This is a genomic window from Streptomyces sp. RG80 (genome assembly GCF_040446465.1).
Classification (GTDB): Bacteria; Actinomycetota; Actinomycetes; order Streptomycetales; family Streptomycetaceae; genus Streptomyces.
Map to the genome: position 1 here is coordinate 106,165 of NZ_JBEAAJ010000017.1, position 22,722 is coordinate 128,886.

Annotated in this window: 17 protein-coding genes and 9 pseudogenes; 17 read left to right on the forward strand and 9 right to left on the reverse strand. The window is 67.9% G+C overall.

Annotated elements, in window-relative coordinates:
• Positions 1–47 precede the first annotated feature (47 nt).
• The gene (locus tag ABKA17_RS43470; RefSeq protein ID WP_353697954.1) at positions 48–860 is read right to left on the reverse strand and encodes an SCO2525 family SAM-dependent methyltransferase; all 813 of its coding nucleotides are present in this window, start codon (positions 858–860) and stop codon (positions 48–50) included.
• Between the two features lie 211 nt (positions 861–1,071).
• On the opposite strand from ABKA17_RS43470, the gene ABKA17_RS43475 reads away from it, so the two are divergent.
• Positions 1,072–1,557: a GNAT family N-acetyltransferase gene (locus tag ABKA17_RS43475; RefSeq protein WP_353697955.1), complete on the forward strand. Its 486-nt coding sequence runs from the start codon at positions 1,072–1,074 to the stop codon at positions 1,555–1,557.
• 1,390 nt (positions 1,558–2,947) lie between these two features.
• Here the strand turns inward: ABKA17_RS43475 and ABKA17_RS43480 are convergent.
• A pseudogene (locus ABKA17_RS43480) lies at positions 2,948–3,130 on the reverse strand (IS5/IS1182 family transposase); the annotation flags it as partial.
• An 88-nt stretch (positions 3,131–3,218) separates the two neighbouring features.
• On the opposite strand from ABKA17_RS43480, the gene ABKA17_RS43485 reads away from it, so the two are divergent.
• On the forward strand, positions 3,219–3,746 hold the full coding sequence (locus ABKA17_RS43485) for a GNAT family N-acetyltransferase (protein ID WP_353697956.1): 528 nt from the start codon (positions 3,219–3,221) through the stop codon (positions 3,744–3,746).
• A 211-nt stretch (positions 3,747–3,957) separates the two neighbouring features.
• On the opposite strand, the pseudogene ABKA17_RS43490 reads toward ABKA17_RS43485, so the two are convergent.
• Positions 3,958–4,266, reverse strand: a pseudogene (locus ABKA17_RS43490) (aromatic-ring hydroxylase C-terminal domain-containing protein); the annotation flags it as partial.
• Positions 4,267–4,664: 398 nt separating this feature from the next.
• Here ABKA17_RS43490 and ABKA17_RS43495 point away from each other — a divergent pair.
• From ABKA17_RS43495 to ABKA17_RS43505, 3 genes are all read left to right on the forward strand, one after another.
• Complete coding sequence (locus tag ABKA17_RS43495; protein WP_353697957.1) at positions 4,665–5,276, forward strand: TetR family transcriptional regulator; 612 nt, start codon at positions 4,665–4,667, stop codon at positions 5,274–5,276.
• A 90-nt stretch (positions 5,277–5,366) separates the two neighbouring features.
• On the forward strand, positions 5,367–5,933 hold the full coding sequence (locus ABKA17_RS43500) for an MFS transporter (protein WP_353697958.1): 567 nt from the start codon (positions 5,367–5,369) through the stop codon (positions 5,931–5,933).
• A 19-nt stretch (positions 5,934–5,952) separates the two neighbouring features.
• Entirely contained in the window at positions 5,953–7,191 is a 1,239-nt protein-coding gene (locus ABKA17_RS43505) for an MFS transporter (protein ID WP_353697959.1), read from the forward strand.
• Between the two features lie 230 nt (positions 7,192–7,421).
• On the opposite strand, the pseudogene ABKA17_RS43510 reads toward ABKA17_RS43505, so the two are convergent.
• Positions 7,422–7,649: pseudogene (locus tag ABKA17_RS43510) on the reverse strand (response regulator transcription factor); the annotation flags it as partial.
• Between the two features lie 38 nt (positions 7,650–7,687).
• On the opposite strand from ABKA17_RS43510, the pseudogene ABKA17_RS43515 reads away from it, so the two are divergent.
• Positions 7,688–7,921: pseudogene (locus ABKA17_RS43515) on the forward strand (DUF4265 domain-containing protein); the annotation flags it as partial.
• Here the strand turns inward: ABKA17_RS43515 and ABKA17_RS43520 are convergent.
• Positions 7,913–8,002, reverse strand: a pseudogene (locus ABKA17_RS43520) (IS5/IS1182 family transposase); the annotation flags it as partial. The pseudogenes ABKA17_RS43515 and ABKA17_RS43520 sit on opposite strands and share 9 nt — an antisense overlap.
• Positions 8,003–8,088: 86 nt before the next feature.
• Between ABKA17_RS43520 and ABKA17_RS43525 the strand changes: the two are divergent.
• The gene (locus ABKA17_RS43525) at positions 8,089–8,601 is read left to right on the forward strand and encodes a hypothetical protein (protein WP_353697960.1); all 513 of its coding nucleotides are present in this window, start codon (positions 8,089–8,091) and stop codon (positions 8,599–8,601) included.
• Positions 8,602–8,635: 34 nt separating this feature from the next.
• Here the strand turns inward: ABKA17_RS43525 and ABKA17_RS43530 are convergent.
• Positions 8,636–8,912: pseudogene (locus ABKA17_RS43530) on the reverse strand (transposase family protein); the annotation flags it as partial.
• Between ABKA17_RS43530 and ABKA17_RS43535 the strand changes: the two are divergent.
• Both ABKA17_RS43535 and ABKA17_RS43540 read left to right on the forward strand, forming a co-directional pair.
• Positions 8,904–9,508: pseudogene (locus tag ABKA17_RS43535) on the forward strand (transposase); the annotation flags it as partial. The pseudogenes ABKA17_RS43530 and ABKA17_RS43535 overlap by 9 nt on opposite strands.
• A 187-nt stretch (positions 9,509–9,695) precedes the next feature.
• Positions 9,696–10,478 carry an IS5 family transposase gene (locus tag ABKA17_RS43540; protein ID WP_353697961.1) on the forward strand — a complete coding sequence of 261 codons (783 nt, stop codon included), beginning with the start codon at positions 9,696–9,698 and terminating at the stop codon, positions 10,476–10,478.
• On the opposite strand, the gene ABKA17_RS43545 is transcribed toward ABKA17_RS43540, so the two are convergent.
• Positions 10,444–10,938 carry a hypothetical protein gene (locus tag ABKA17_RS43545; RefSeq protein ID WP_353697962.1) on the reverse strand — a complete coding sequence of 165 codons (495 nt, stop codon included), beginning with the start codon at positions 10,936–10,938 and terminating at the stop codon, positions 10,444–10,446. The two genes, ABKA17_RS43540 and ABKA17_RS43545, sit on opposite strands and share 35 nt — an antisense overlap.
• Positions 10,939–11,218: 280 nt before the next feature.
• Here ABKA17_RS43545 and ABKA17_RS43550 point away from each other — a divergent pair, with 280 nt between their 5' ends.
• Together ABKA17_RS43550 and ABKA17_RS43555 are read left to right on the forward strand one after the other, a co-directional pair.
• Positions 11,219–11,662, forward strand: a complete 444-nt coding sequence (locus ABKA17_RS43550) for a hypothetical protein (RefSeq protein ID WP_353697963.1) — start codon at positions 11,219–11,221, stop codon at positions 11,660–11,662.
• A 264-nt stretch (positions 11,663–11,926) separates the two neighbouring features.
• Positions 11,927–12,718, forward strand: a complete 792-nt coding sequence (locus ABKA17_RS43555; protein WP_353697964.1) for an IS5 family transposase — start codon at positions 11,927–11,929, stop codon at positions 12,716–12,718.
• On the opposite strand, the gene ABKA17_RS43560 is transcribed toward ABKA17_RS43555, so the two are convergent.
• Positions 12,675–13,226 carry a hypothetical protein gene (locus tag ABKA17_RS43560; RefSeq protein WP_353697965.1) on the reverse strand — a complete coding sequence of 184 codons (552 nt, stop codon included), beginning with the start codon at positions 13,224–13,226 and terminating at the stop codon, positions 12,675–12,677. The two genes, ABKA17_RS43555 and ABKA17_RS43560, sit on opposite strands and share 44 nt — an antisense overlap.
• 182 nt (positions 13,227–13,408) lie before the next feature.
• On the opposite strand from ABKA17_RS43560, the pseudogene ABKA17_RS48040 reads away from it, so the two are divergent.
• The 4 genes and pseudogenes from ABKA17_RS48040 to pflA form a co-directional block, all read left to right on the forward strand.
• Positions 13,409–13,611: pseudogene (locus ABKA17_RS48040) on the forward strand (transposase); the annotation flags it as partial.
• Between the two features lies 1 nt (position 13,612).
• A pseudogene (locus tag ABKA17_RS43565) lies at positions 13,613–13,894 on the forward strand (pyridoxamine 5'-phosphate oxidase family protein); the annotation flags it as partial.
• Positions 13,895–14,080: 186 nt separating this feature from the next.
• Entirely contained in the window at positions 14,081–16,357 is a 2,277-nt protein-coding gene (gene pflB / locus ABKA17_RS43570) for a formate C-acetyltransferase (RefSeq protein ID WP_353697966.1), read from the forward strand.
• Positions 16,354–17,100, forward strand: a complete 747-nt coding sequence (gene pflA, locus ABKA17_RS43575; protein ID WP_353697967.1) for a pyruvate formate-lyase-activating protein — start codon at positions 16,354–16,356, stop codon at positions 17,098–17,100. Before pflB ends, pflA begins: the two co-directional genes overlap by 4 nt.
• Before the next feature lie 694 nt (positions 17,101–17,794).
• On the opposite strand, the gene ppdK is transcribed toward pflA, so the two are convergent.
• Positions 17,795–20,491 (reverse strand): pyruvate, phosphate dikinase, encoded by a 2,697-nt coding sequence (gene ppdK, locus ABKA17_RS43580; protein ID WP_353697968.1) that lies wholly within the window; start codon positions 20,489–20,491, stop codon positions 17,795–17,797.
• A 314-nt stretch (positions 20,492–20,805) separates the two neighbouring features.
• Here ppdK and ABKA17_RS43585 point away from each other — a divergent pair, with 314 nt between their 5' ends.
• Positions 20,806–21,498: a response regulator gene (locus ABKA17_RS43585; RefSeq protein ID WP_353697969.1), complete on the forward strand. Its 693-nt coding sequence runs from the start codon at positions 20,806–20,808 to the stop codon at positions 21,496–21,498.
• A 140-nt stretch (positions 21,499–21,638) separates the two neighbouring features.
• The gene (gene gap, locus ABKA17_RS43590) at positions 21,639–22,664 is read left to right on the forward strand and encodes a type I glyceraldehyde-3-phosphate dehydrogenase (RefSeq protein ID WP_353697970.1); all 1,026 of its coding nucleotides are present in this window, start codon (positions 21,639–21,641) and stop codon (positions 22,662–22,664) included.
• The last annotated feature ends 58 nt before the right edge of the window (positions 22,665–22,722 follow it).

The following is a 22,722-nucleotide window of genomic DNA, read 5'->3' on the forward strand; positions in this document are numbered from 1 at the left end:
TCCCGCACACCGGCCGTTCTTTGCCACCGGCGGACGGAAGGGGAGGTTCACTTCCCGGAACGCCGCACTCCACATGCGAGGATCATTCCCGTGTGACCGGGCCGCACCAGATGGTCCGCATCGCTCAGGCGCACCATCTCCGGCTTACGCGCGTAGGGGGCGAGCGCGTTCTCGACCTGCTCTTTGTCGACATCGCAGGCCGGGAAGTGCTCATCGCCCACGTCGTACCCGCGTGAACCTTCCATGAACGCGGCGGCGAAGGGGGCACCGGGCGCGAGAACGCTCATAAAGCAGTCGACAGCCTGCTGAAACTCGTCCAGCGAGGTGGAGATGGATTCGGCCACGAAGAACATCGTTCCGATCTGGTATTTGCCCGCCGATCTCCGAAACCCGAGCCGGTTCCGCCGTCCCATCTTGAACAAGTTTCCCTGCTCTACGCGGGCCACATCGCGGAAGTCATTCTTCCATTTCGAATCCAGATCGGCGTAGACCTTCTCATGGCACAGTACTTTCCAGAAGGCATCCCAGTTCTGGTCCATCCGGTCGCGCTGCTTGCGCAAATATTCGATGTTCTCCGGAGCCCGTTCAAAAAGGGTGATCCTTCTGCACCACGGAAGCATCGCCAGCGCCGGGTAGAGATTCCCGCCAGCGCCCATGTCAATGCCCAGAACCGGACTTCCCGCACCCTCACCCCTGTTCTCGAAGTGACGGCTGAAGTGACTGCCCACCATGGAAAGGATCTCTGCATCCGCAGGCAGGAGATCAAGATAGTTCTGTGCAACATAGGCCTTGTTGTCGAATTTATTCCAGGGCGCCTGATCATTTCGGACAGACGCGTCGACCGGGGCTGGGAAATGCATCGCACCAGCGTACATGGGGCAGCGCCAGGGAACAAAGGCAGAGTGTAAGCGGAGCAGTGGCATCCTGGCCGGAAAATACGCATATCGACAAGCAGACTTGGCCTTGAAGTCGCTTGTTGCATCGGCAACGTACCATCATCCTGATCGAACGCTGAGTCGATTCATTCTCAAGTGGTCAATGAGCACCTCATTTTTCACACCAGGGGGTGAAATGGCCGCGGTGCCCTCCCGTCGAACATCAAGGCGCCTCCGAATACGCCATGTCCGAGAAGAGGATCTCCAAGAGCTGTCCCTCCTCGACCGGGTGTCGTTTCCCGAGGAGCCCTACCCCTACTTCGTGCTCCGCCAGATGTTCGACGTCTACCCCGACCACCTGCTGGTTCTCGACGACGGCATCGCTCTCATGGGCTACGTCCTCTGCGGGACCGCACCCGACTTGAGCCGCAGCTGGGTCCTCGGCCTGGGGATCACCCCGGACGAGCGCGGCCAGGGCTTCGGACGCCTGCTGATGGAAGAAGTGCTGTGCAGACTCCGAGGCCTCGGGGTACGGGAAGTCGTCCTCACCGTCGCTCCCGCGAACAAACCGGCGATCCTCCTCTACGAGAACCTGGGCTTCGTCGGCGAACCCACCCTGCACGAGAACTACTTCGGCCCGGGGGCCGACCGCCTGCTGATGCGGCTGTGGCTGAGCGGCTGAGCCAACCGGTACTCGACTGACGGACGAGCACAGCTGGATCGGCAGCCCGCGACAGGAGCACTTCAGCGCAGAAGGGCTGCTTCGAGCGAGAACACGAGGACACCGAACCCCTGCCGGCAGCGCGCGCTGCTCATGACGCCGGCTCAGGATCCGCAGCGACCTCCTGAGCCCGCACCCACAGGGCGTTGAACCATCTGACCTGGCGGTTGACCCTCTCGCGCTGCGCGTCGAGTGTGGTCTTCACGTTGACTCCCAGCTGGTCCGGTTCGAACTCCAGATACAGATCCGTGTCGAAGATGACGACATCCCGCGAGGCCGGCCCGGGATGCGGCTGCTCCACGGGGGAGGGCGGGAGAACGAGGTAGCGCACGATGATGCCCACACTGAGCTGAGCCTGGCACAGCCGGGTGAACCGGTCCATGACCAGCGGGTCGTTCGCCTCGGACTCCTTGACCATGAAAAGACGGCGGATCGTGACCCGGCGCACCCCCATCGCCTCGGTCTGGGCGTCCAGGTACGGCCCCGCCGAGTCCGTGCCCCAAAAGCGCTGGTCGACGGAGCTGCTTGTGGCGTCGATGGTCCGCTGGGCGCACTGCGTGAGCCGGATGAGCCACTCGTTGTTGTCCCGTGGCCAGTGCGCGCTCATCCCGGTCAGGTCGGTGACGACGGAGGCGAGGCTCTCGACCTCAGAGCGGGCGAACGCCTTCACAATCTCCGGGCCCTGCTGACCGAGCCGCCTCAGGTTCTTGATCAGGCGTTTGGCGTCACTGGTGCTCATTCCTGCCTCGTCCAGATCGCTCAGCACGGCGGCTGCGTCACTGAGGTGGTCGAAGTGCTCCTCCAGCCGGCGACTGTGCTCCACATGACTGGTCTCGACCGCGCCCAGCCGCTGCTCGAAGTCGACCATGTACTGCACGATGAGAGCGGCCCCACCGATGACGACGGCCACCGCGATCTTCCACAGCTCGGCGCCGGACTGCTTCACCAGGTTGGTCAGAGCGTACGCGACCATGCTCACGACGACCGTGATGAGGATTTTGAGTACGAGCGGAGCGACGTGCATCCCGCTGGTGGCCGGTCCTGGTGTGCCAGGATCTCCCTGCATGTTTTCTCCCCCGTCAGACGCCCACCGGATGATGCCCGTTCGGCCCGACGCCGGCACCTCCCGCCCTGAACGAAATCCGAGAAACGCCAACCGGCCCTTCAGTCTTGCGAAGACACCCCGAAGCAGACGGCAACCGGCATCATCCCGGCCGACGGGGGCGGGCTGTTGGGCGCGGCCTACCCCGTCTACCCGGACGTCCGGGCCGTGCCGGCCGCGCGACGGGCCGCTCGCGAGCGGCCCGCCGCGCGAGAGACGGCTGGCGGCCCGGAAGATGGCGTGGGAGCCTCGCCAGTACGCGGTTACCAGCAGCACGCGGTCCTCCAGCGGCAGGCTCCACGGTCGGCCCTTGCACACCGGATCCGCATCCTCGCGCCGCAACGCGGTGATCAGCTTGCCGAACTGACGTGGGCTCAGCCCGGTGAACGGGGCTATCCAGGACGGATCCGACGCCGTGATCACACCAGCCACACCAAGATCATCCTCTGTGGTGGTGGCTCTGTGCGACCCCCGGCGGAATCCGATGGCGCGATGCAGCTCCGGTGTCAAGAATCGCCGGATGCATGAAGTGAAGCTGTCCGACGGGATCATTGCTCTGTCCCCGCTGCGCTTGGACGATGCGGAGGCGCACCTCGCGGGGGAGGATGAGCCGCTGGTTCGCTGGCTCAGCGGCGGTCCCGGCACACGCAACGGCGTCGAAGAGTACATCCGGCACTGCCGGGAACAGTGGGAGACCGCCGGGCCACTGCGCGCTTTCGGCATCCGGGTAGGCGCCGACGAGACGCTCGCGGGGACGATCGATCTACGGTTCGCAGCAGAGGGCTTGGCTCCCGGCCAGGTGAATGTCGCCTACGGCCTCTACCCGTCCTGGAGGGGGAGCGGCCTGGCCACCCGCGCGGTCCTCCTGGTCTCGCGGTACGCGGCAAGTGAGGGCGGGAAGGAGGCGGTGATCCGGGTAGAGCCGGAGAACGCCGCCTCTGCCGCAGTCGCCCGGCGGGCGGGGTTCATCCCCGGCAAGCACACACACGGCGAGGACGGGACACGTCTGGACTGGTACATCCGGGACCTGTGCATCAAGACCCAATGACGACCCCGCTGACCCCAGCCGGCATGAGGGCGTTTGGGTAACGCGTGACCAGCGATTACGGGGCAACTCTGAGGGACAGAGTTGGCCGCCTCCCACTTCGCGTCAGTACTGGTCAGTGGCCTGGAGCGGGTACAGCGTCCCCATTGCGAGTGACAGCTTTGCGTACCTGCTCTGTCCGGGCAGGCTCGGTGGACTTTCGTGCGCCGAGCGCTCAGTTGACCGCAGCGCCGAACCACTGGGGAAGCCGGTGGAGCAGATCCTGCTGATCCTCACTGACCCATGCCACGTGGCCGTCCGGCCGCAGCAGCACCGCGGGCGCGTCCAGTTCCTCGCTGATGTCGGCGACGTCGTCGACTCGATCTGTCCAGCCTGCCACTGAGAGGCGGCCGGTCTGGTCGAGTAGCAGCCCGCGGCCGCCGTGCATCAGCTGGTAGAGGCGACCCCGCTTCAGCCCCATGTCCCGCAGCCGTCGGCCGAGCAGTTCAGGCCCCACGCCGAAGTCGTAGCGGATCCCGATCGCTTGGGGTCAGCGACCCCAGCAGTCGGCGTCGATCGGCGGCGGCGCCTTCGCGAGGAATACCGCCCACCAACTCGGGTGCCCCTCACCGGGAGCGGGGCGATGCACGGACACCTACCTCCCTCGCCAGCGCGCTCAACTCCGCCAGCCTCGAGAGACGGGCCGTGCGGCTTCGCCTCCGGCAGCGCTTGGATCTCTACGCCACATGGCTCGGCGCCGCACGTGATCGAGGTCGCCGTCGCCATGCAGGAGGCCAAGCACCCTCTGATCGCGGTCAGCACGCGGGTGCGCGGGGCTTCTGCGCGTCCGTGACGCCCGCCCAGTGACGCCGCCCAAATTCATGCACGATGTGCAATTATTGCACGCTGGCTAAAGTTTGCACGTCATGCAAGAATGTCCTCATGGCTAAGAAGACCGAGAGCCTGCGCGAGCGCAGGAAGCGCGAGACGCTTCAGGAGATCCACGCCGCGGCCCTGCGCCTGGCCTCAGAACACGGCTTCGAGAAGATCACCGTCGAGATGATCAGCGAGGAAGCAGGCGTATCGACGCGGACCTTCTTCAACTACTTTCCCAACAAGGAATCCGCGGTCGTACGCGGTCTGCCGACGCTCAGCGCTGCAGGCGTGGACGCCTTCGTGGCCCCCGGGCCAGGCCATCCGCGCGAGGTGCTCGCAGACCTGACCGAGTTCCTTGTCACGGAACTGGCCCAGAATCCCCCCGAGCGCGCCGAGATGCATGCCGTGCGGCAGCTGGCACTGCAGAGCCCGGTCGTGCGCACCGCTCTCCTCGCCGGCATCGAGGCATTCCAGCAGGGGGTGACCGCCGCAGCCGCACAGCGCCTCGGCGTCGATGAACACGACGAGGTGCCGAAACTGATGTCCTCCCTCGCGATTGCGGCTGTGCGCACGGGACTTGAACGCTGGTCGGCCGCCGAACCGGGCCACGGCGACGACTCGATGGTGCCCTACATCCGCAGAGCCATGGACCTGATGCACACCCTGTTGACTCCCTGACCTTGGAACGCCTCAGGCCCCTGGTCGCCCACCCCACCCGTGCCCGGCACTTCCGTACGTTTCCTGAGAACCTTGGAGCACCCGATGCCCATGAGTGAAACCGTCACCCCGTCGCCGCCCTCCAAGGCCGCTTTGCCACCCCACTTCGGCCTCATATACGCGGGCCTGATGGTGGCCATGCTGCTCGCCGCGCTCGACCAGACGATCATCAGTACCGCGCTGCCGACCATCGTCGGCGAGCTCAACGGCGTCAGTGACATGGCCTGGGTCACCACCGCCTACATCCTCGCGGCCACTATCGTCATGCCGGTCTACGGCCGCCTCGGTGACCTGATCGGCCGACGGTCCCTCTTCCTCGGCGCCGTCGCGATCTTCATCTCGGGATCGGCGGGCACCGGCGTCGCGCAGGACATGACCACCCTCATCGTCGGCCGCAGCATCCAGGGTCTCGGCGCCGGCGGACTCATGATTCTGTGTCAGTCGATCATTGCGGACCTGGTGCCGACCAGGCAGCGCGCCAAGTACATGGCGCCGATGGGCGGCGTCTTCGGGCTCGCGTCGGTGGTGGGGCCGCTGCTCGGCGGCTGGTTCACCGACCACCGCCGTCTGCTTCTTCACCCTCAGGCTGCCGCGGCCGGCGACGAAGGTGTCCTTTGACTGGCTCGGCTTCGTTCTCATGGCCGCCGCTGTGACCTGCACCGTCCTGGTCGCCGATTTCGGCGGCACCGAGTACGAATGGACCGACCCGGTCATCCTCGGGCTCGGGGGCGGCGCGGTGCTCGCCTGGGTGCTGTTCATCCTCTCCCAGAGCCGCGCCACCGAGCCGATCATTCCGCTGCGCCTGTTCCGCAGCAAGATTTTCAACATCGCCACCCTGCTCGGCATGATCGGCATCGGAATCGGGATGTTCGCTCTGATCGTCTACATGCCGACGTACATGCAGATGGTGTACGGCAAGAGCGCCACCGAGTCAGGTCTGCTGCTCATCCCGATGATCGTCGGTCTGATTGCCACCGTGTTCCCCTCGGGGCAGTTGGTCAGCCGCACCGGCCGCTACAAGATCTACCCGATCCTCGGCTCCGCGGTCATCACCGTCGCGGCCTGGCTGATATCGACCCTCGAGGTCGACACCCCATTGGTGCAGCTCTGCGCCTACATCTTCGTACTCGGCGCCGGTATCGGTCTGACGGTGCAGAACCTCGTAGTCGCAGTGCAGAACGCCTTCCCGGCCTCCGATGTCGGCACGGCCACCTCGTCGAACAACTTCTTCCGCGAGATCGGCGCCACCATCGGCACCGCCGCGATCGGCGCGGTCTTCGCCGACCGCCTCGCCGACCAGCTCGCCGCAAACATCCCGGCCGCTGCCGAAGGCGCCGTGGGTGACACCGAATCGCTCACCCCCGCACTGGTCCACTCGCTGCCCGGCCCCGTGCAGGACGCCGTGATCGAGAGCTACCAGCACGCACTCACCCCGATCTTCGCGTACCTGGCGATCCTGTTCGCGGCCTGCTTCGTGCTCTCCTTCTTCCTCCCGGAGAAGCCACTGACCGACGCGATCCCGGACGCCGACTCCGACACCGACGTCGACTCCGAATTCGCCTCTGACAAGGGCCCCGTCGTACCGAAACCCGCACGCGAGCTCGAACTCGCCGCTGGCGCACGAGTCCATGGCACCGTACGTGCCGGCGCCGACGGGAGGCCGCTGGCCGACGCGCGAGTGGTCCTGTTCGACGCGGCGGGCAACGTGGTCGACACCTCCACGACCGGCGAGGACGGCGCCTACGGATTCGCCGATCTGAATTCGGGTGACTACACCGTCACCGCCAGTGGATTCCCGCCCAAGTCCGGTTCCCTGCGGATCGACGGAACCGGAACAGACGCCTTCGACATCGAACTGCACCACCCGGAGGAGTAATTCACCCACCGGCAGCACCCGGCCGGGATGCAGCGACCGGCGACGGACCTATCCCGTCGCCGGTCGTCGGCAATGGACGGCATGGACGGTGGCAGGGCTGTTCTCGCGGCCTGCCGCAGTAGTGCTCGTGGTCCTCGGGCCGTGCGGCGCCGGCCCCATCGCGCCTGCACGGCGCGCGGCGTGGGTCGGACGTTCTGTTGTCAGGCTGATCCCGCGATCATGGCCCCCGATCAGTGAGCGCCTGATGGTGGTCTAGGCAGACGCCGGGCGGACTTACCGACTTTCACCAGCCCGGTGTGGAACGCGACGATCACAGCCTGTACCCGGTCCCGGGCACCGATCTTGGACAGGACCTGGCCGATGCGCTTCTTCGCCGTGGACTCGGACAGAACGAGCCGTTCGGCGATCTCCGTGTTCGTCCAGCCGTTGCCGATGGCCACCAGGACCCCGTGTTCACGGCCGCTCGTGCAGTCGCTGCCACACGGACGGCACATGCACGGTGGCCTGTATCCCGTTCATGGCCTACGGCCTCGCTCTCGGAGATCGGGTGTGGCTCTCACCGGCAGCCCGGGTTCTCGAAGTTGCCCAGGCGAGCGGACACCGTGTCCTGCGCACATTACTCAGGCCGAGCGCGGACGCCGAACGCCTCGGCCGCAGCGTCCGTCTCATCAAGAACTCGATCAAGGAATCCAGGCTGCCAGTGAGTGAGCGTTTTCCCACCTCACGCTGACGCGTGGTGAAGGACGAGGACTGCCTTCACCACGTCGGTGATGCGGTTGGGGCAGCAGCGGAGCTTCCGCAGGAGGCGCCAGTCCGGAGGAGGCTCGGTTGTCCGTCGGCTACCGGATTTGCCGGATGAGTGCATGTGGCCTCGTAGCCTTGCCTCAGAATCAAGACATGGCGGCTGAGGCGGTTTTCGGGCTTGTCGGTGTCCTGCTCGGGTCGGTATCGACGTCCGTCGTCGCCGTGTACCAGGTAGAACTGGTGGGCAGACGTGAACGCGAGGCACGTGAGCATGAACGCGCCGAAGCAAGCCGGGCACGACGCGACGCCTTCCAGCGCGAGAGCATCACAGCCCTTCAGGACGCAGTGGCAGACATGATCAAGGCCGTGTACGCCGAGCAAGATCGACAGTTGGAGCGGATGGGTGAAACATCCGGCTGGCCGGCGCGGCTGTGGGAGACGCCAACCGCAGTCGGTTGGTCAGACGCCGAGATCCGGCTACAGGTCGCCCGCGCCCGAGTCTTCGACAACGATCTGCGGACACTTGCGCGTGAAACCCGCACTGTGGCGAGGGAGCTCGTCTGGGCTCCGACTCTGGATGCAGCCAAGCAGTCGAATCTGCTCCTCGACGAACTCTACGAGCAATTCAACGAACGGGTGGCTCAAGCACTCCGACAACTCGATTGACGCTTCGCCAACTTTGAACGAGCGTTTTCCCACCTCACGCTGACGGGTGGTGAAGGACGAGGACTGCCTTCACCACGTCGGTGATGCGGTTGGTGCTGCAGCGGAGCTTCCGCAGGGGCGCCGGCCCTTGAGAGCGGCCATGGCCTGCTCGCCGACGCAGCGGATCCTGGCGTGGGTGGTGTTGTGGCGACGCTTCCACCGCTTGAGGCGGCGGCCCCGAAACGGGACCTGACGAGCCTGCCGGCTCCTTGATACGCCTTGTCCGCCCAGCACTTGAGGCTCGCAGCGACAAGGGCGTCGATGATCCCGTGCTGCGCGAGGCACTGTCCGACCTCAGCAACACGGCCCAGATCGCCACGTGCGCCGATCTCCCAGACGCTGGCGACGCCGCCGTCTTCACGCTCCGGCTGCTGGCCCGGCGCATCCAGCAGCTGACCGCTGAGGTGAAGGAACTCGCCCGCCGGGTCACGAAGGCCGTTCGTCGGTGCCGGCCGGAGCTTCTGGACATCATCGGGGTTGGGCCCGACAGCGCCGCAGCCCTGTTGATCGCAGCCGGCGACAATCCGGAACGGCTGGCCAGCGAAGCATCGTTCGCCGCTCTCTGCGGCGTCAGCCCGGTCGAGCAGTCTTCCGGAAAGACGCAGCGACGGAGACTGAACCGCGGAGGAAACCGGCAGGTCAACGCTGCCCTCTACCGCATCGTCATCACTCGCCTTCGCCGTGACACCCGCACACGTCTTTACCTCGAAGACGCACCAAGCAAGGCATGTCGAAACGCGAGATCATCCGTTGCCTCAAATGCTACGTTGCTCGCGAGATCTACGAGGCTGTTGCTGTATCGATCTTGGTGGGCGTGAGTTCGAGGTCGTCGACTCGGTCGGGTGATCTCGTGGCCGACCGGGCATGAAAGCGGGGCCTCCCGCACAGCTCGTGGGTGTCGAATCCAAACGAGCAACAGGAGGCCCCTGGTGCTGCAGTCTTCCGTGCTGGCGTCGATGGCGTCCAACTCGGCGTCCCCGTCGTGTGATTGTCTCGCTCACCGGTTCGGGAACGCTGCGGACCGGCCGTACAGGCGACCGAGATATCCGTCCGACATGAGCGACGCGGAGTGGGCCGTCGTGCGCGACGCGATGCCGGTTCCCGGCTGGCTCGAGGGCCGCGGCGGGCAACCGGAGAGCTACTGCCACCGGCAGATGGTCGATGCGGTGCGGTATCTGGTCGCGGGCGGTATCACCTGGCGGGCGATGCCTGCGGACTTCCCCGCGTGGGACCGCGTCTACGCCTTCTTCCGGCGCTGGCGGGACAAGGGCCTGACCGCCGAGTTCCACGACCGGCTGCGCGACCGGGTGCGAGAAGCTGCGGGCCGGGACCCGGAGCCGACGGCCGGCATCATCGATGCGCAGTCGGTGAAGGCAGCCGCGTCGGTGCCGGGCGCGACCAGGGGCTTCGACGGCGGGAAAAAGGTCAACGGCCGCAAGCGGCACATCGTGGTGGACACCCTCGGACTGCTGCTGGCCGTGATGGTGACGGCGGCCTCGGTCACCGACCGGGACGCAGGGCAGACACTCCTGGCCCGGCTGCGTGAACGGCACTGGCGCGTCACGCGGGTGTGGGCCGACGGCGGCTACACCGGGCGCCTGGTGGACCTCGCCCGCGACGCCTGGCGGATCGCGCTGACCGTGGTCAGACGCAGCGACGACACCAGCGGGTTCACCGCGCTGCCGAAGAGGTGGCTGGTGGAGCGCACGTTCGCGTGGCTGATGCACTCACGCCGGCTGGCCCGCGACTACGAGACACGCACCGACACCTCGGAGGCAGTGATCAAGTGGGCGATGAGCACGGTCATGAGCCGCCGCCTCGCCCGACGGGCACGCTGAACAGCCCCGGACGTTCCTCCGCCAGCCAGCCCCGCGCGGCCAGCCGCTTGGCTTTCGACCGCACCCCCTCCACCTTCGCCGGGACCGGCTCCAGCCTGAGACCGGCCGCGAGTTGACGACAGTCCATCGCCTCCCCGCGCATCCCGTTCCCGCCAGCCAGGACGTCCATGATCTGCTGGTAGTCCGGCGCGAGAACCGCCGGGGCGAGCCCTGCCTCCCAGTGCGGCACCACTGAGCCGGGCACCGCCTGCCTGACCTGCACCGGCCGTTCGCCGGCCACCACGACCGGCACCACGTCCTCGCCTCCGCGAGGCTCCGCCAGAACCTCACCCACCGTCTCACGAGCAATCACGAACCGCTCCCACACCGCCTCCGCTTCCCGCAGCTCGGCCTGGAGAGCATCCACCCGCTGCCGAGCGACGCGTTCACGCTCCTCCAGCAGCCCCATCACCGACGGCATCCCGGCACCTCCACCCAAGAGACGACACAACAACCCGTCCCTCCCGCCGAAACACCACCCCTACAGCTGACCAGCGGAATCACACCCGCACTCTCGGAAAGGCAACGGCTTCTGCACACGCTCGCTGTCCCGAGCGTGTGTAGGGATGCGTCCGCCAAGTGGCGCTCGTCCACTCAGACAAAGCGGCCGTATCGAACAGATGCTTGATCAACGAATGCCTCATGCGTAGCCTTGACAGCTCGCCAACGCCTCGTTGGACACCACCCGCAGAAGGAACCCTGTGATTGACAACCGCTCGCTCAAACGTATAAGCACCGTCGCGGGCACCCTCTCCGCTGCCCTTCTCCTCACCGTCACCCAGGCAAACGCCGCCGCCGAAGTTGAGCGCGCAACCGCCACTGAGTCCGGCAATGATGTTTTTTGGGCGAAGTGCGTCAATAAATACTATGATGGCGCCAACAGGTACCAGGCTTGCTTCTCTCCCGCCGGTGACTGGTTCTCGGTTTCCGACTTTGACTCGGATGGCTCTTCGGCCGTCGTGGACTGGGAAGTGGGGAACAGATCGGGCTCCATTTTCAACGCTGACGGCTTTGGCGCCGTGCGCTACAAGAACAAGGACTTCCCCGAGGATGCCACAATCCGCTTCCGCATCTGCCTGGGCCACTGGTCGACCAAGACGATCACGGGAGGTTCATGCTCCGGCTGGGTCAGCAACCTCACCTGAGCAGCTGTTGTCTTTCCGATCTTGAGAGATGCGCTCGAACGGCAGTCCCGATCGGGTGGTAGCGGGGCGCTGGGCGCATACGAGCAGGGCCTCCTGACGGCTCGTTGGTGTCGAATCACCGAGCAGCAGGAGGCCCTGGTGCAGCAGTCTTGCGTGCCGATGGCCGGGCAGTCCAGTGCGGTCACCTGGGAGTGTGACTGTCTGGCTCACCGGTTCGGAAACGCCGCCGACAACGGGTTTCGGCAGTCGCGTTATCCGACGGACATGACGGACACGGAGTGGGCGGCGGTCCGGCCGTTGCTGCCGGTGCCTGGCTGGATGCGCGGCCGGGGCGGGCAGCCGGAGGCGTACTGCCACCGGGCGATACTCGATGCGATCCGCTACCTGGACGACAATGGCATCAAGTGGCGGGCGATGCGGGCCGACTTCCCGCCATGGGACCGGGTCTACGCATTTTTCCGCCGTTGGCGTGACCACGACCTGGTCAAGGAGTTCCACGACCGGTTGCGTGCGAGGATCCGCGAGAGGCTGGGGTGGGATGCGGAGCCGTCGGCCGGGGTGATCGACTCGCAGTCCGTCAAAGCGGACGCCGTCGTCGGCTCCGACAGCCGCGGCTTCGACGGCGGCAAATTCGTCAACGGGCGCAAGCGGCACGTCGTGGTCGACACCCTCGGCCTGCTGCTGGGCGTGATGGTCACCGCCGCGGATGTCGGCGACCGTGCCGCCGCCCAGGTCCTGCTGCGGCAAGTCACCGATGCACACCACCAGTTGGAGCTGGTCTGGGCCGACGGCGGCTACACTGGGCCCCTCGTCGCCCACTGCTTCACCGTGCTCGCCCTGGTCCTGGCGATCGTCAAACGCAGCGACGACACGCGCGGCTTCGTGGTCCTGCCCAAGCGGTGGATCGTCGAGCGCCTCTTCGCCCACCTGATGCGCACCCGCCGCCTCGCACGCGACTACGAACGCCGCACCACCAGCGCCGAGGCGATGATCTATTGGTCGATGGCGCTGCTCATGACCCGCCGCCTGGCCCGGCCACACCCGCAGCCAGCGTGAACCGGCCTGGCTGCTGCTCGGCCAGCCAGCCCCGCGCGACCAGGCGCTTCGCCTTCGACCGCAGCGCCTCCACCCGTGCCGGCACCACGTCCATGCCGAACGCCGCGGCCATCTCCTGGCAGGTCAGCGGCCCTTGATGGAGCCGGACCCGGTCCGCGAGCGCCCTCAGGATGCGCTGGTAGTCCACCGACAGCACCGACCAGGCCAGCCCCTCACGCCACATCGGAACCTGCGACTTCGTCTTCGCTGCCTCCGGCACCCGCGGCGTCTTTCCGGACTGCTCCCCCGCAACCAGCGCGGTCCCTTCGGCCCGGGCGGGATGCTGCCCACCCTCGTCCACGGGGGCCAGTACCTCGCCGACCCGCGAGCAGGCGATGGCCCACTCCCTCCATTCTCGCTCGGCCACGGCCAATTCGGCCTGGACGCGGTCAGCTTCCTCCCGCAGCTCGTCAACACGACGGCGAGCACCCAGCTCACGCTGTTCCAACAACCCAACCACCGACGGCATCCACGACCTCCCGGGCAGCGACAGCACGACAGGCCACAACTCCCACCAGATCGCCGACCCTATGCCGGACCAGCGGAAACGCAGTCCTCAAGCCCGGAAAGACAACAGCTTCTACGGTCAGATTCAGCGGACCCCAGCTGTTGGCGCCCCGTATGCTGCGCTTGACGCAACATAGGGGCATCCTGAACGTCCACCGAGACCGCCGGCTTCGAGGGTTCATCGACACCGATGACTGGATCACCTGCTACTTCCTGCCGGCCTACGGCCCGACCTCAACCCCGTCGAAAGCATTTGGTCACTGCTGCGCCGCAGCAGCCAGGCCAACACTGCCTTCACCGACGCCGACCACCTCATGAGCGCGCTTCGACGCGGCCTCCGACAGATCCACGTCGGCGGACTCGGAACCGGTCAGCGCGGTCTGTGGCGCGGTAGTCGCCTTCGAGGCAGACGAGGTGGACGCCCTCGCGCACTCCGGATGGAGCGTCGTCGGCACCGGACGGGCCACCGAGGTGAGAGATCCGGACGAACACGCGCGGCTGTGCCGGGTCGGGCCGTGCTCCTGGGCGCCCTCGCCCAGGGAGGTCTTCTTGCGTGTCGAGCCCGAACTGATCACCGGCCGCGAAGTCGTCGCCGGACGCACACGGCACGGGGTGGACCTGAGCGCCTGAGCGCAGACGTGCCCGGCGGGCTCCGGCGCTCGACCGCTCACCGCGACCGGGCCGAACGGCCCTGCCGGACAGGGGCCGTACGGCGGGACGCCGTGTTCCCGGTGGCCCTCCTGCCTGCCGCGGCCGGCGACAAGCATGGTCGGTGAAGCCGCCGCCGGCGGCGTCGTGAGAGTTGCGGAGGCAGTGATGACGATGGCACCCCACGCACAGGTGACCGAGGTCGGCGCGACCGCGCCGGCACAGGCGTGGCGCGGCTTCGACGGATCGCACTGGCGCGACGCCGTCGACGTACGCGACTTCATCCAGGCCAACTACACGCCGTACGAAGGTGGTCCCGAGTTCCTGACCGGACCGACCGAGCGCACGCTCGCCGTCTGGCGCAAGGTGAGCGCCCTGTTCCCCGAGGAGCGGCTCAACGGCATCCTCGACGTCGACACCGCCACCCCCTCGACGATCACCTCGCACGCGCCGGGCTACATCGACCGCGACCGCGAACTGATCGTCGGCCTCCAGACCGATGCCCCGCTCAAGCGCGCGATCATGCCGAACGGCGGTCTGCGCATGGTCGAGAACGGACTCACGGCGTACGGATACGACCCCGACCCCTTCGTCACACGCGTCTTCGGCACCTACCGCAAGACCCACAACGCCGGCGTCTTCGACGCCTACACCCCCGAGATGCGCGCCGCCCGCAAGGCCGGGATCATCACCGGGCTGCCGGACGCCTACGGCCGCGGCCGGATCATCGGCGACTACCGGCGCGTCGCGTTGTACGGCACCGACGGGCTGATCGAGGCCAAGCGGGCCGAGCGGGCGCTGCTGGACGGGCAGCCCTCGACGTCGGACGTCATCCGAGACCGCGAGGAACTGGCCGAGCAGGTTCGCGCGCTGGGGGAACTCGCCGAGATGGCCGCCTCCTACGGCTGCGACGTCACCCGCCCCGCCGCCACCGCGCACGAGGCCGTCCAGTGGCTTTACCTCGGCTTCCTGGCGGCGGTGAAGGAGCAGAACGGCGCCGCTATGTCGCTGGGCCGCACCTCCACCTTCCTCGACGTCTACCTCCAGCGAGACCTGGACGAGGGCCGCATCGACGAGACCCGCGCCCAGGAGCTTGTCGACGACTTCGTGATCAAGCTGCGCATCGTACGGTTCCTTCGCACCCCCGAGTACGACGAGTTGTTCTCCGGGGACCCGACCTGGGTGACCGAGTCCATCGGAGGCATCGGCACCGACGGGCGCCCGCTGGTCACCCGCACCTCCTTCCGTTTCCTGCAGACCCTCTACAACCTGGGCCCGGCCCCCGAGCCCAACCTGACCGTGCTGTGGTCGCCCCGGCTGCCGTCCGGCTTCAAGGAGTTCTGCGCCCAGGTCTCCATCGACACCAGCGCCATCCAGTACGAGTCCGACGACCTGATGCGCCCGCGTACCGGCGACGACACCGCGATCGCCTGCTGTGTGTCCGCGATGGCCGTGGGTAAGCAGATGCAGTTCTTCGGGGCGCGGGTCAACCTGGCCAAGACGCTGCTGTACGCGGTCAACGGCGGCCGGGACGAGATGACCGGCGAGCAGGTCGCGCCCCCGATGCCCCCGTTGACCGGCGAGTACCTGGACTACGACGAGCTGCGGACGGCGTACGACCGGATGCTGGACTGGCTGGCCAGGACCTACGTCGACGCGCTGAACGTCATCCACTACATGCATGACAAGTACGCCTACGAGCGCATCGAGATGGCCTTGCACGACCACCCGGTGCACCGGTTCATGGCGTGCGGCATCGCCGGCCTGTCCGTCGCGGCGGACAGCCTGTCCGCCGTCAAGCACGCGCGCGTGAAGGTCTTCCGGGATGCCACCGGACTCGCCGTCGACTTTCGCACGGAGGGGGAGTTCCCGGCGTACGGCAACGACGACGACCGCGCCGACGGCATCGCCGTGGACCTGGTGGAGTCGTTCATGGCCAAGGTCCGCGAGCACCCCACCTACCGCGATGCCGAGCACACCCAGTCCGTGCTGACCATCACCTCCAACGTCGTCTACGGCAAGCACACGGGCAACACCCCCGATGGTCGGCGGGCGGGCGCCCCCTTCGCCCCCGGGGCCAACCCGATGAACGGCCGCGACCGGCACGGCATGGCCGCCTCCGCGCTCTCGGTGGCCAAGATCCCGTACGAGGAGGCCCGGGACGGCATCTCCCTCACGTCGACCGTCACACCCGAGGGCCTCGGCCACGACCCGGCCGAGCGTGCCGGGAACCTGGCCGGCATCCTCGACGCCCACATGGGCGCCGGCGGCTTCCACATGAACGTCAACGTGCTGAACCGGACCACGCTCGAGGACGCCATGGAACACCCGGAGAAGTACCCGGAGCTGACGATCCGCGTCTCCGGATACGCCGTCAACTTCGTCCGCCTGACCCGCGAGCAGCAGCTCGACGTGATCAGCCGCACCTTCCACGGATCGCTGTGAACACCGCGACCGAGGCCGTGACCGGCCGGGTCCACTCCTGGGACCTGTCCACGGGAGTGGACGGCCCCGGGACCCGGTTCGTCCTCTTTCTCAGCGGCTGCCCGCTGCGCTGCCTGTACTGCGCGAACCCTGACACCTGGCACATGCGCGACGGCAAGGAGACGACCGTCGACGAAGTCGCGGCCCGCATCGAGCACTACCGGTCCTTCATCACCAGAGCGGGCGGGGGAGTGACACTCACCGGCGGCGAGGCCCTGCTGCAGCCGGCGTTCACGGCCGCGATCCTGCGCCGCTGCAAGCAGCTCGGTCTGCACACCGCGCTCGACACCTCCGGCTTCCTCGGAGCCCGCGCGACCGACGAACTGCTCGCCGACACCGACCTGGTCCTGCTGGACATCAAGTCCTTCGACGTACGGACCTACCGGAACCTGACCGGAGGCGAACTCTCCCCGACCCTCAACTTCGCCACCCGACTGGACCGGCTCGGCGTCCCGATGTGGATCCGCTACGTCCTCGTGCCCGGCTGGACCGACGACCCGGCAGCCGTCGACGGGCTGGGCGGGTTCCTGGCGGGCCTGGGCAACGTCGAGCGGGTGGACGTCCTGCCCTTCCACAAGCTTGGCGCCCACAAGTACGACGCCCTCGGTATCCCCTTCCCGCTGCGGGACGCCCCCGTGCCCGGCCCCGAGCTGGTCGACCGGGTGTGCGAGCAGTTCCGGGAGCACGGGCTGCGGGCGCTGTGAACGACAACGCGCTTCGAGTGCGGAAGCACAGTAGGGAAACACGACAATGACCACTCGATCCGTAGTCGTAGGAATGGACGGCTCATTGATCGGCGTACGGGCGCCGGACTGAGTGGCGGAGGAGGCGGTACGCCGGTACGGGCTCTGGCCCGGGAAGGCGAAGGCGCAGTTCTCACCGTCGTCGGGACCCGGGGGTTCGGCAGGCACCGGCATGCCGTTCGGCTCGGTGAGCCTGCGCCAGGCAGCCCGGACACGCAGCCCGCTGCTGGTCGTCCGCGGCGACCACTGCTGTGACGACGGCCGCGAGGTGCTGCTCGGTCTGGAGAGCGAAACCTCGACGCGGCGGCACACGCCTTCCAGGAGTCCGCACGTCGTGGTGTCCGGCTACCCCGAGGTCGCCGTGGAGACCAGACCGTACGTACTGGCTCTGTCGCCCACAACCGCCTGCACCGCTCCCACTGTCCCGTGGTCCTGGTATCGAGCGGCTGGGGATGGATCGTGGGTGTCCGATCGGCCGGGTGTGGAGGTCCTCGATGCCCTGTACTGGCGCCGTCGGCGTGGACGGCTCACCCAAGTGCCCTTTCCAGCTCGCGGGCCGTCGTTCACTGAGGGGCCTCAACGGTTGCCGGACGACTTTCTTGTGCGGGCAGCGGACAGCGGGCGGCCGTTCTCGGCGCGGCCCCTTCGGGCTACCTCACCTGCTGTCGCTTTCCTCCGTCTCCGAGAGAGCGGCACGGCCGGCCTCCAAGCGTGCGACCGGGACACCGAACGGTGAGCAGGAGACGTAGTCGAGCCCGGCGGTGTGGAAGAAGTGGACGGACTCCGGGTCTCCGCCGTGCTCGCCGCAGACGCCGATCTTGAGGTCCGGCCGGGTGGCGCGGCCCTCGGCGACGGCAAGCCCGACCAGACGGCCGACGCCCTCGCGGTCGAGCGTCTCGAACGGCGAGGCGGCGAAGACGCCCTTGTCGAGGTAGGCGGAGAAGAACGCCGCCTCGACGTCGTCGCGGGAGAAGCCCCACGTGGTCTGGGTCAGGTCGTTCGTGCCGAAGGAGAAGAACTCTGCCTCCTCGGCGATCCGCCCCGCTGTCAGGGCCGCCCGGGGCAGCTCGATCATGGTGCCGACCGGGCAGGACACGGGGATCCCGGACTCTTCGGAGACCACGGCGAGTACTCGCTCCACCTCGTCGCGCTCGATGCGCAGTTCCTCGACGGCGCCGACCAGCGGCACCATGATCTCCGCCTCGGGGGAGCCGCCGGCCCGGGTCCGTTCCACGACGGCTTCCGCGATGGCTCGTACCTGCATGGCCACCAGGCCCGGGACCACCAGGCCGAGGCGCACCCCGCGCAGGCCGAGCATCGGGTTCTCCTCGTGCATCCGGCTCACGGCGTCGAGGAGCTCGGTGTCGTGGGGATCCGGAGTGTCGCCCCTGGCCTCGGTGGCGGCGATGCGGACGGCGAGTTCGGTGCGGTCGGGCAGGAACTCGTGCAGTGGCGGGTCGAGGAGGCGGATGGTGACCGGCAGGCCGTTCATCGCCTCCAGGATGCTGATGAAGTCCTGCCGTTGCAGGGGCAGCAGCGCGTCCAGCGCCCGGTCACGGGCAGCGTCCGTGGTGGCGAGGATCATTTCCTCGACCAGCTTGCGGCGCTCGCCGAGGAACATGTGTTCCGTGCGGCACAGGCCGATGCCCTGGGCGCCGAACCGGCGGGCCCGGGCGGCGTCCTCGGGGGTGTCGGCGTTGGCCCGCACTTCCAGCCGTCGTATGCCGTCGGCCTGTCGCAGCGCGCCGGCCACGGCGTCGACCACCCCCGCCGCCCGCTCGCCCTGCTCGCCGGTCTCCAGATACCGCATGACCTCGGAGTCGACCAGCGGAGCCGCGCCCGGGTACACGGCACCCGCGGAGCCGTCCACGGAGATGACCGTGCCCTCCTCGACGACGGTGCCGTCCCGGGTGGTGAAGCGGCGCACCTCGATGTCGACGGTGAGTTCCTCGGCACCGCACACACAGACCTTGCCCATGCCGCGGGCGACGACGGCCGCGTGGCTGGTCTTGCCGCCCCGGCTGGTCAGCACGGCCTGTGCGGCGACCATGCCTGGCAGATCGTCGGGGGTGGTCTCCTGGCGTACGAGTACGACCTTCTCGCCGGCCGCGGCACGCCGTACCGCCTCGGCGGAGTCGAAGACCACCGCACCGACCGCTGCACCCGGCGAGGCCGGGAGACCGTGCGCTAGTGCCTCGCCGGTCGCGGAGGCGTCGAAGCGGGGGAACATCAGCCGGGCCAGACCATCTCCGCTCACCCGGGCCAGGCTCTCCGCCGGCGTGATGAGCTCCTCGTCGACCAACTCGGCGGCAATGGCGAACGAGGCCTCGGCGGTGCGCTTGCCGACCCGCGTCTGCAGCATCCACAGCCGTCCGCGCTCGATCGTGAACTCGATGTCGCACAGGTCCCGGTAGTGGCTCTCCAGGGTGCGCAGGTGGGCGCGCAGCTCGCGGTACGAGCGTGTGTCCAGGCGCTCCAGCTCGGCCAGCGGCACGGTGTTGCGGATGCCCGCGACCACGTCCTCGCCCTGTGCGTTGGACAGGTAGTCGCCGTACAGGCCGGCGCGGCCCGTGGCGGGGTCGCGGGTGAAGGCGACGCCGCTGCCGGAGTCGGGGCCGAGATTGCCGTACACCATGCGCTGGACGGTGACCGCGGTGCCCAGGTCGTCCGGGATGTGCTCGCGCCGCCGGTACAGGCGTGCCCGTTCGCCGTTCCAGGACTCGAAGACGGCCAGGATCGCCCGGCGCAGTTGCTCGGCGGGGGACTGCGGGAAGTACTCGCCGGTCTCCAGGTGGATCACGTTCTTGTACGTCTCCACGAGCTGGGCGAGATCATTCGCGTCGAGGTGGACGTCGTCCGGGACGTCGCGGGTCTCCTTGAGGAATGTCATGGCCTGCTCGAACAGGGCGGAGTCGACACCCATGACCGTGGTGCCGAACATCTGTACCAGTCGGCGGTAGGAGTCCCAGGCGAAGCGCTCGTTGCCGGAGGCCTTGGCCAGGCCCAGTACGGAGTCGTCGTTGAGGCCGATGTCGAGGACCGTCTCCATCATGCCGGGCATGGAGAAGCGCGCCCCGGAGCGTACGGACAGCAGCAGCGGATCGTCAGGCTGCCCCAGGCGGCGCCCGGCGGACTCCTCCAGTGCGGTGAGGTGCTGGGAGACCTCCCGGGACATCCCCTCCGGCTCGGCACCGGTGGTGAGGAAGGCACGGCAGGCTTCGGTGGTGACGATGAAACCGGGCGGCACCGGCAGACTCAGCCGGGTCATCTCGGCCAGGTTCGCCCCCTTGCCGCCGAGCAGGTCGGCCAGGTCACGGCCGCCCTCGTGGAAGTCGTACACGTAACGGACCATGACGCTGGGCTCCTCAGCTCTGCGTTGCGGCTCTGGCCGCTCTGTCGGCTGGTGCCCTTCCAGCGTCGAACGCCTGTCGGTGGGGCGGCAGGTGCTGGAGGTCCCGTCGGTCGGGCCGGTAGGCCCTCGGGGCGCTGCTGGAGCTCGGTCTGTGCACGCCCTCAGTGTGCTGGCCGTCGGTCGTGACGGCCCGCGGCAATCAGGGCCGACCGGCCCTGGCCTTTCGGCCCGGAAACGAGAAGGATCTCGAACAGGAATGCCAAGCGGGTCCGTTGAGTGGACTTCGGCGAAGAGTGCAGAACAAGGAGCTTCCGATGGCGGACGGTGTGCGGACCGGTACCGAAAGCCCGATCCGGGTCTTCCTGCTGGACGACCACGAGGTCGTACGGCGCGGCGTGCACGACCTGCTGAACGACGAACCGGACATCACCGTGGTCGGCGAGGCCGCCAATGTCGAGCAGGCACTGGTGCGCGTCCCCGCTCTGCGTCCGCAGGTCGCGGTGCTCGACGTGCGTCTGCCGGACGGCGACGGTGTGACCGTGTGCCGGGAGCTGCGTTCGCAGATGCCGGAGCTGGCCTGTCTGATGCTGACCTCGTTCGACGACGAGGAGGCCCTGCTGGACTCGATCATGGCGGGAGCGTCCGGCTATGTGCTCAAGCAGATCCAGGGCTCCGACCTGGTCTCCGCCGTGCGCACGGTCGCCGCGGGCCAGTCCCTGCTCGACCCCAGCGCCACCACGAAGCTGATGGCCCGGCTGCGCGGCGGGCAGCAGAAGGAGGAGGAGCCGGAGGCGTTGCCGGGCCTCACCGACCGGGAGCGGGAGATCCTGGCCCTGATCGGCGAAGGCCTGACCAACCGGCAGATCGGCCAACGCCTCTACCTCGCGGAGAAGACGGTCAAGAACCACATCTCCCGCCTGCTGGCCAAGCTCGGGGTCGAGCGCCGCATCCAGGCCGCCGTCATCGCCACCCAGGCCCAGGACCGGCTCAAGCAGCAAGGCCGCTGACCCCCACGTGCAGGCCGCGGCCCGTTGGGCCGAACGTCCCCCGGCTCGCTCCCGTGCGGCCCATACCCCGCCCGATCCGAGGCCAGCAGGCTGGCATCGAACCCGGACACAGCCGGGAACCGATCGGGAGGGCGAGGGACATGACCGTGCGGGTAGGCATCAACGGCTTCGGGCGCATCGGACGCAACTACGTGCGCTGCGTACTGGAGCGGGCCGAGACAGGGACCGGCACACCGGTCGAGGTGGTGGCCGTCAACGACATCACCTCGCCGGCCGCGCTGGCCCATCTGCTGGAGTTCGACTCGACGTACGGCCGCATCGGCCGCACCGTCGAGCACGACGACACCTCGCTCACCGTGGACGGCCACCACATCACGGTGACCGCGGAACGCGACCCCGCCGCCCTGGCCTGGGGCGAGCTGGGAGTGGACGTGGTGATCGAGTCCACGGGCCGGTTCCGCAGTCGCGAGGACGCCGGACTGCATCTCAAGGGCGGCGCCCGCAAGGTGCTGCTCTCCGTGCCCGGCAAGGCGGTCGACGTCACCGTCGTCATGGGCGTGAACGAGGGCACCTACGATCCGGACGAACACCACGTGATCTCGAACGCCTCGTGCACCACCAACTGCGTGGCCCCCATGGTGAAGGTCCTGGACGAGGCCTTCGGCATCGACAAGGGCCTCATGACCACCATCCACGGCTACACCAACGACCAGGTCGTCCTGGACGGCCCGCACAAGGACCTGCGCCGGGGCCGCAGCGCCGCCGTCAACATCATCCCCACGTCCACCGGTGCCGCCCGCGCGGTCGGGCTGGTGCTGCCGGAGCTGGCCGGAACCCTGGACGGCATCGCCGTACGGGTACCGGTGGAGGACGGCTCGCTGACCGACCTGGCCGTGGTGCTGGACCGCGCGGTGACCGCCGACGAGGTCAACGCCGCGTTCCGGGAGGCCGCCGACGGTCCGCTGAAGGGCATCCTGAGGGTGTCCGACGCCCCGATCGTCTCCCGCGACATCGTGGGCGACCCCGCCTCCTGCGTCCTGGACGCGCCGCTGACCCAGGCGCACGGCGAGCTGGTCAAGGTCTTCGGCTGGTACGACAACGAGTGGGGCTACACCAACCGGCTGCTCGACCTCACCGAGTACGTCGCCGCCCGGCTCACGGCGTAGGACTGGAGGCCGTACCGGCAGGTGATCCCGCTGCCGTTCTCCTTTCCCTGACCGATAC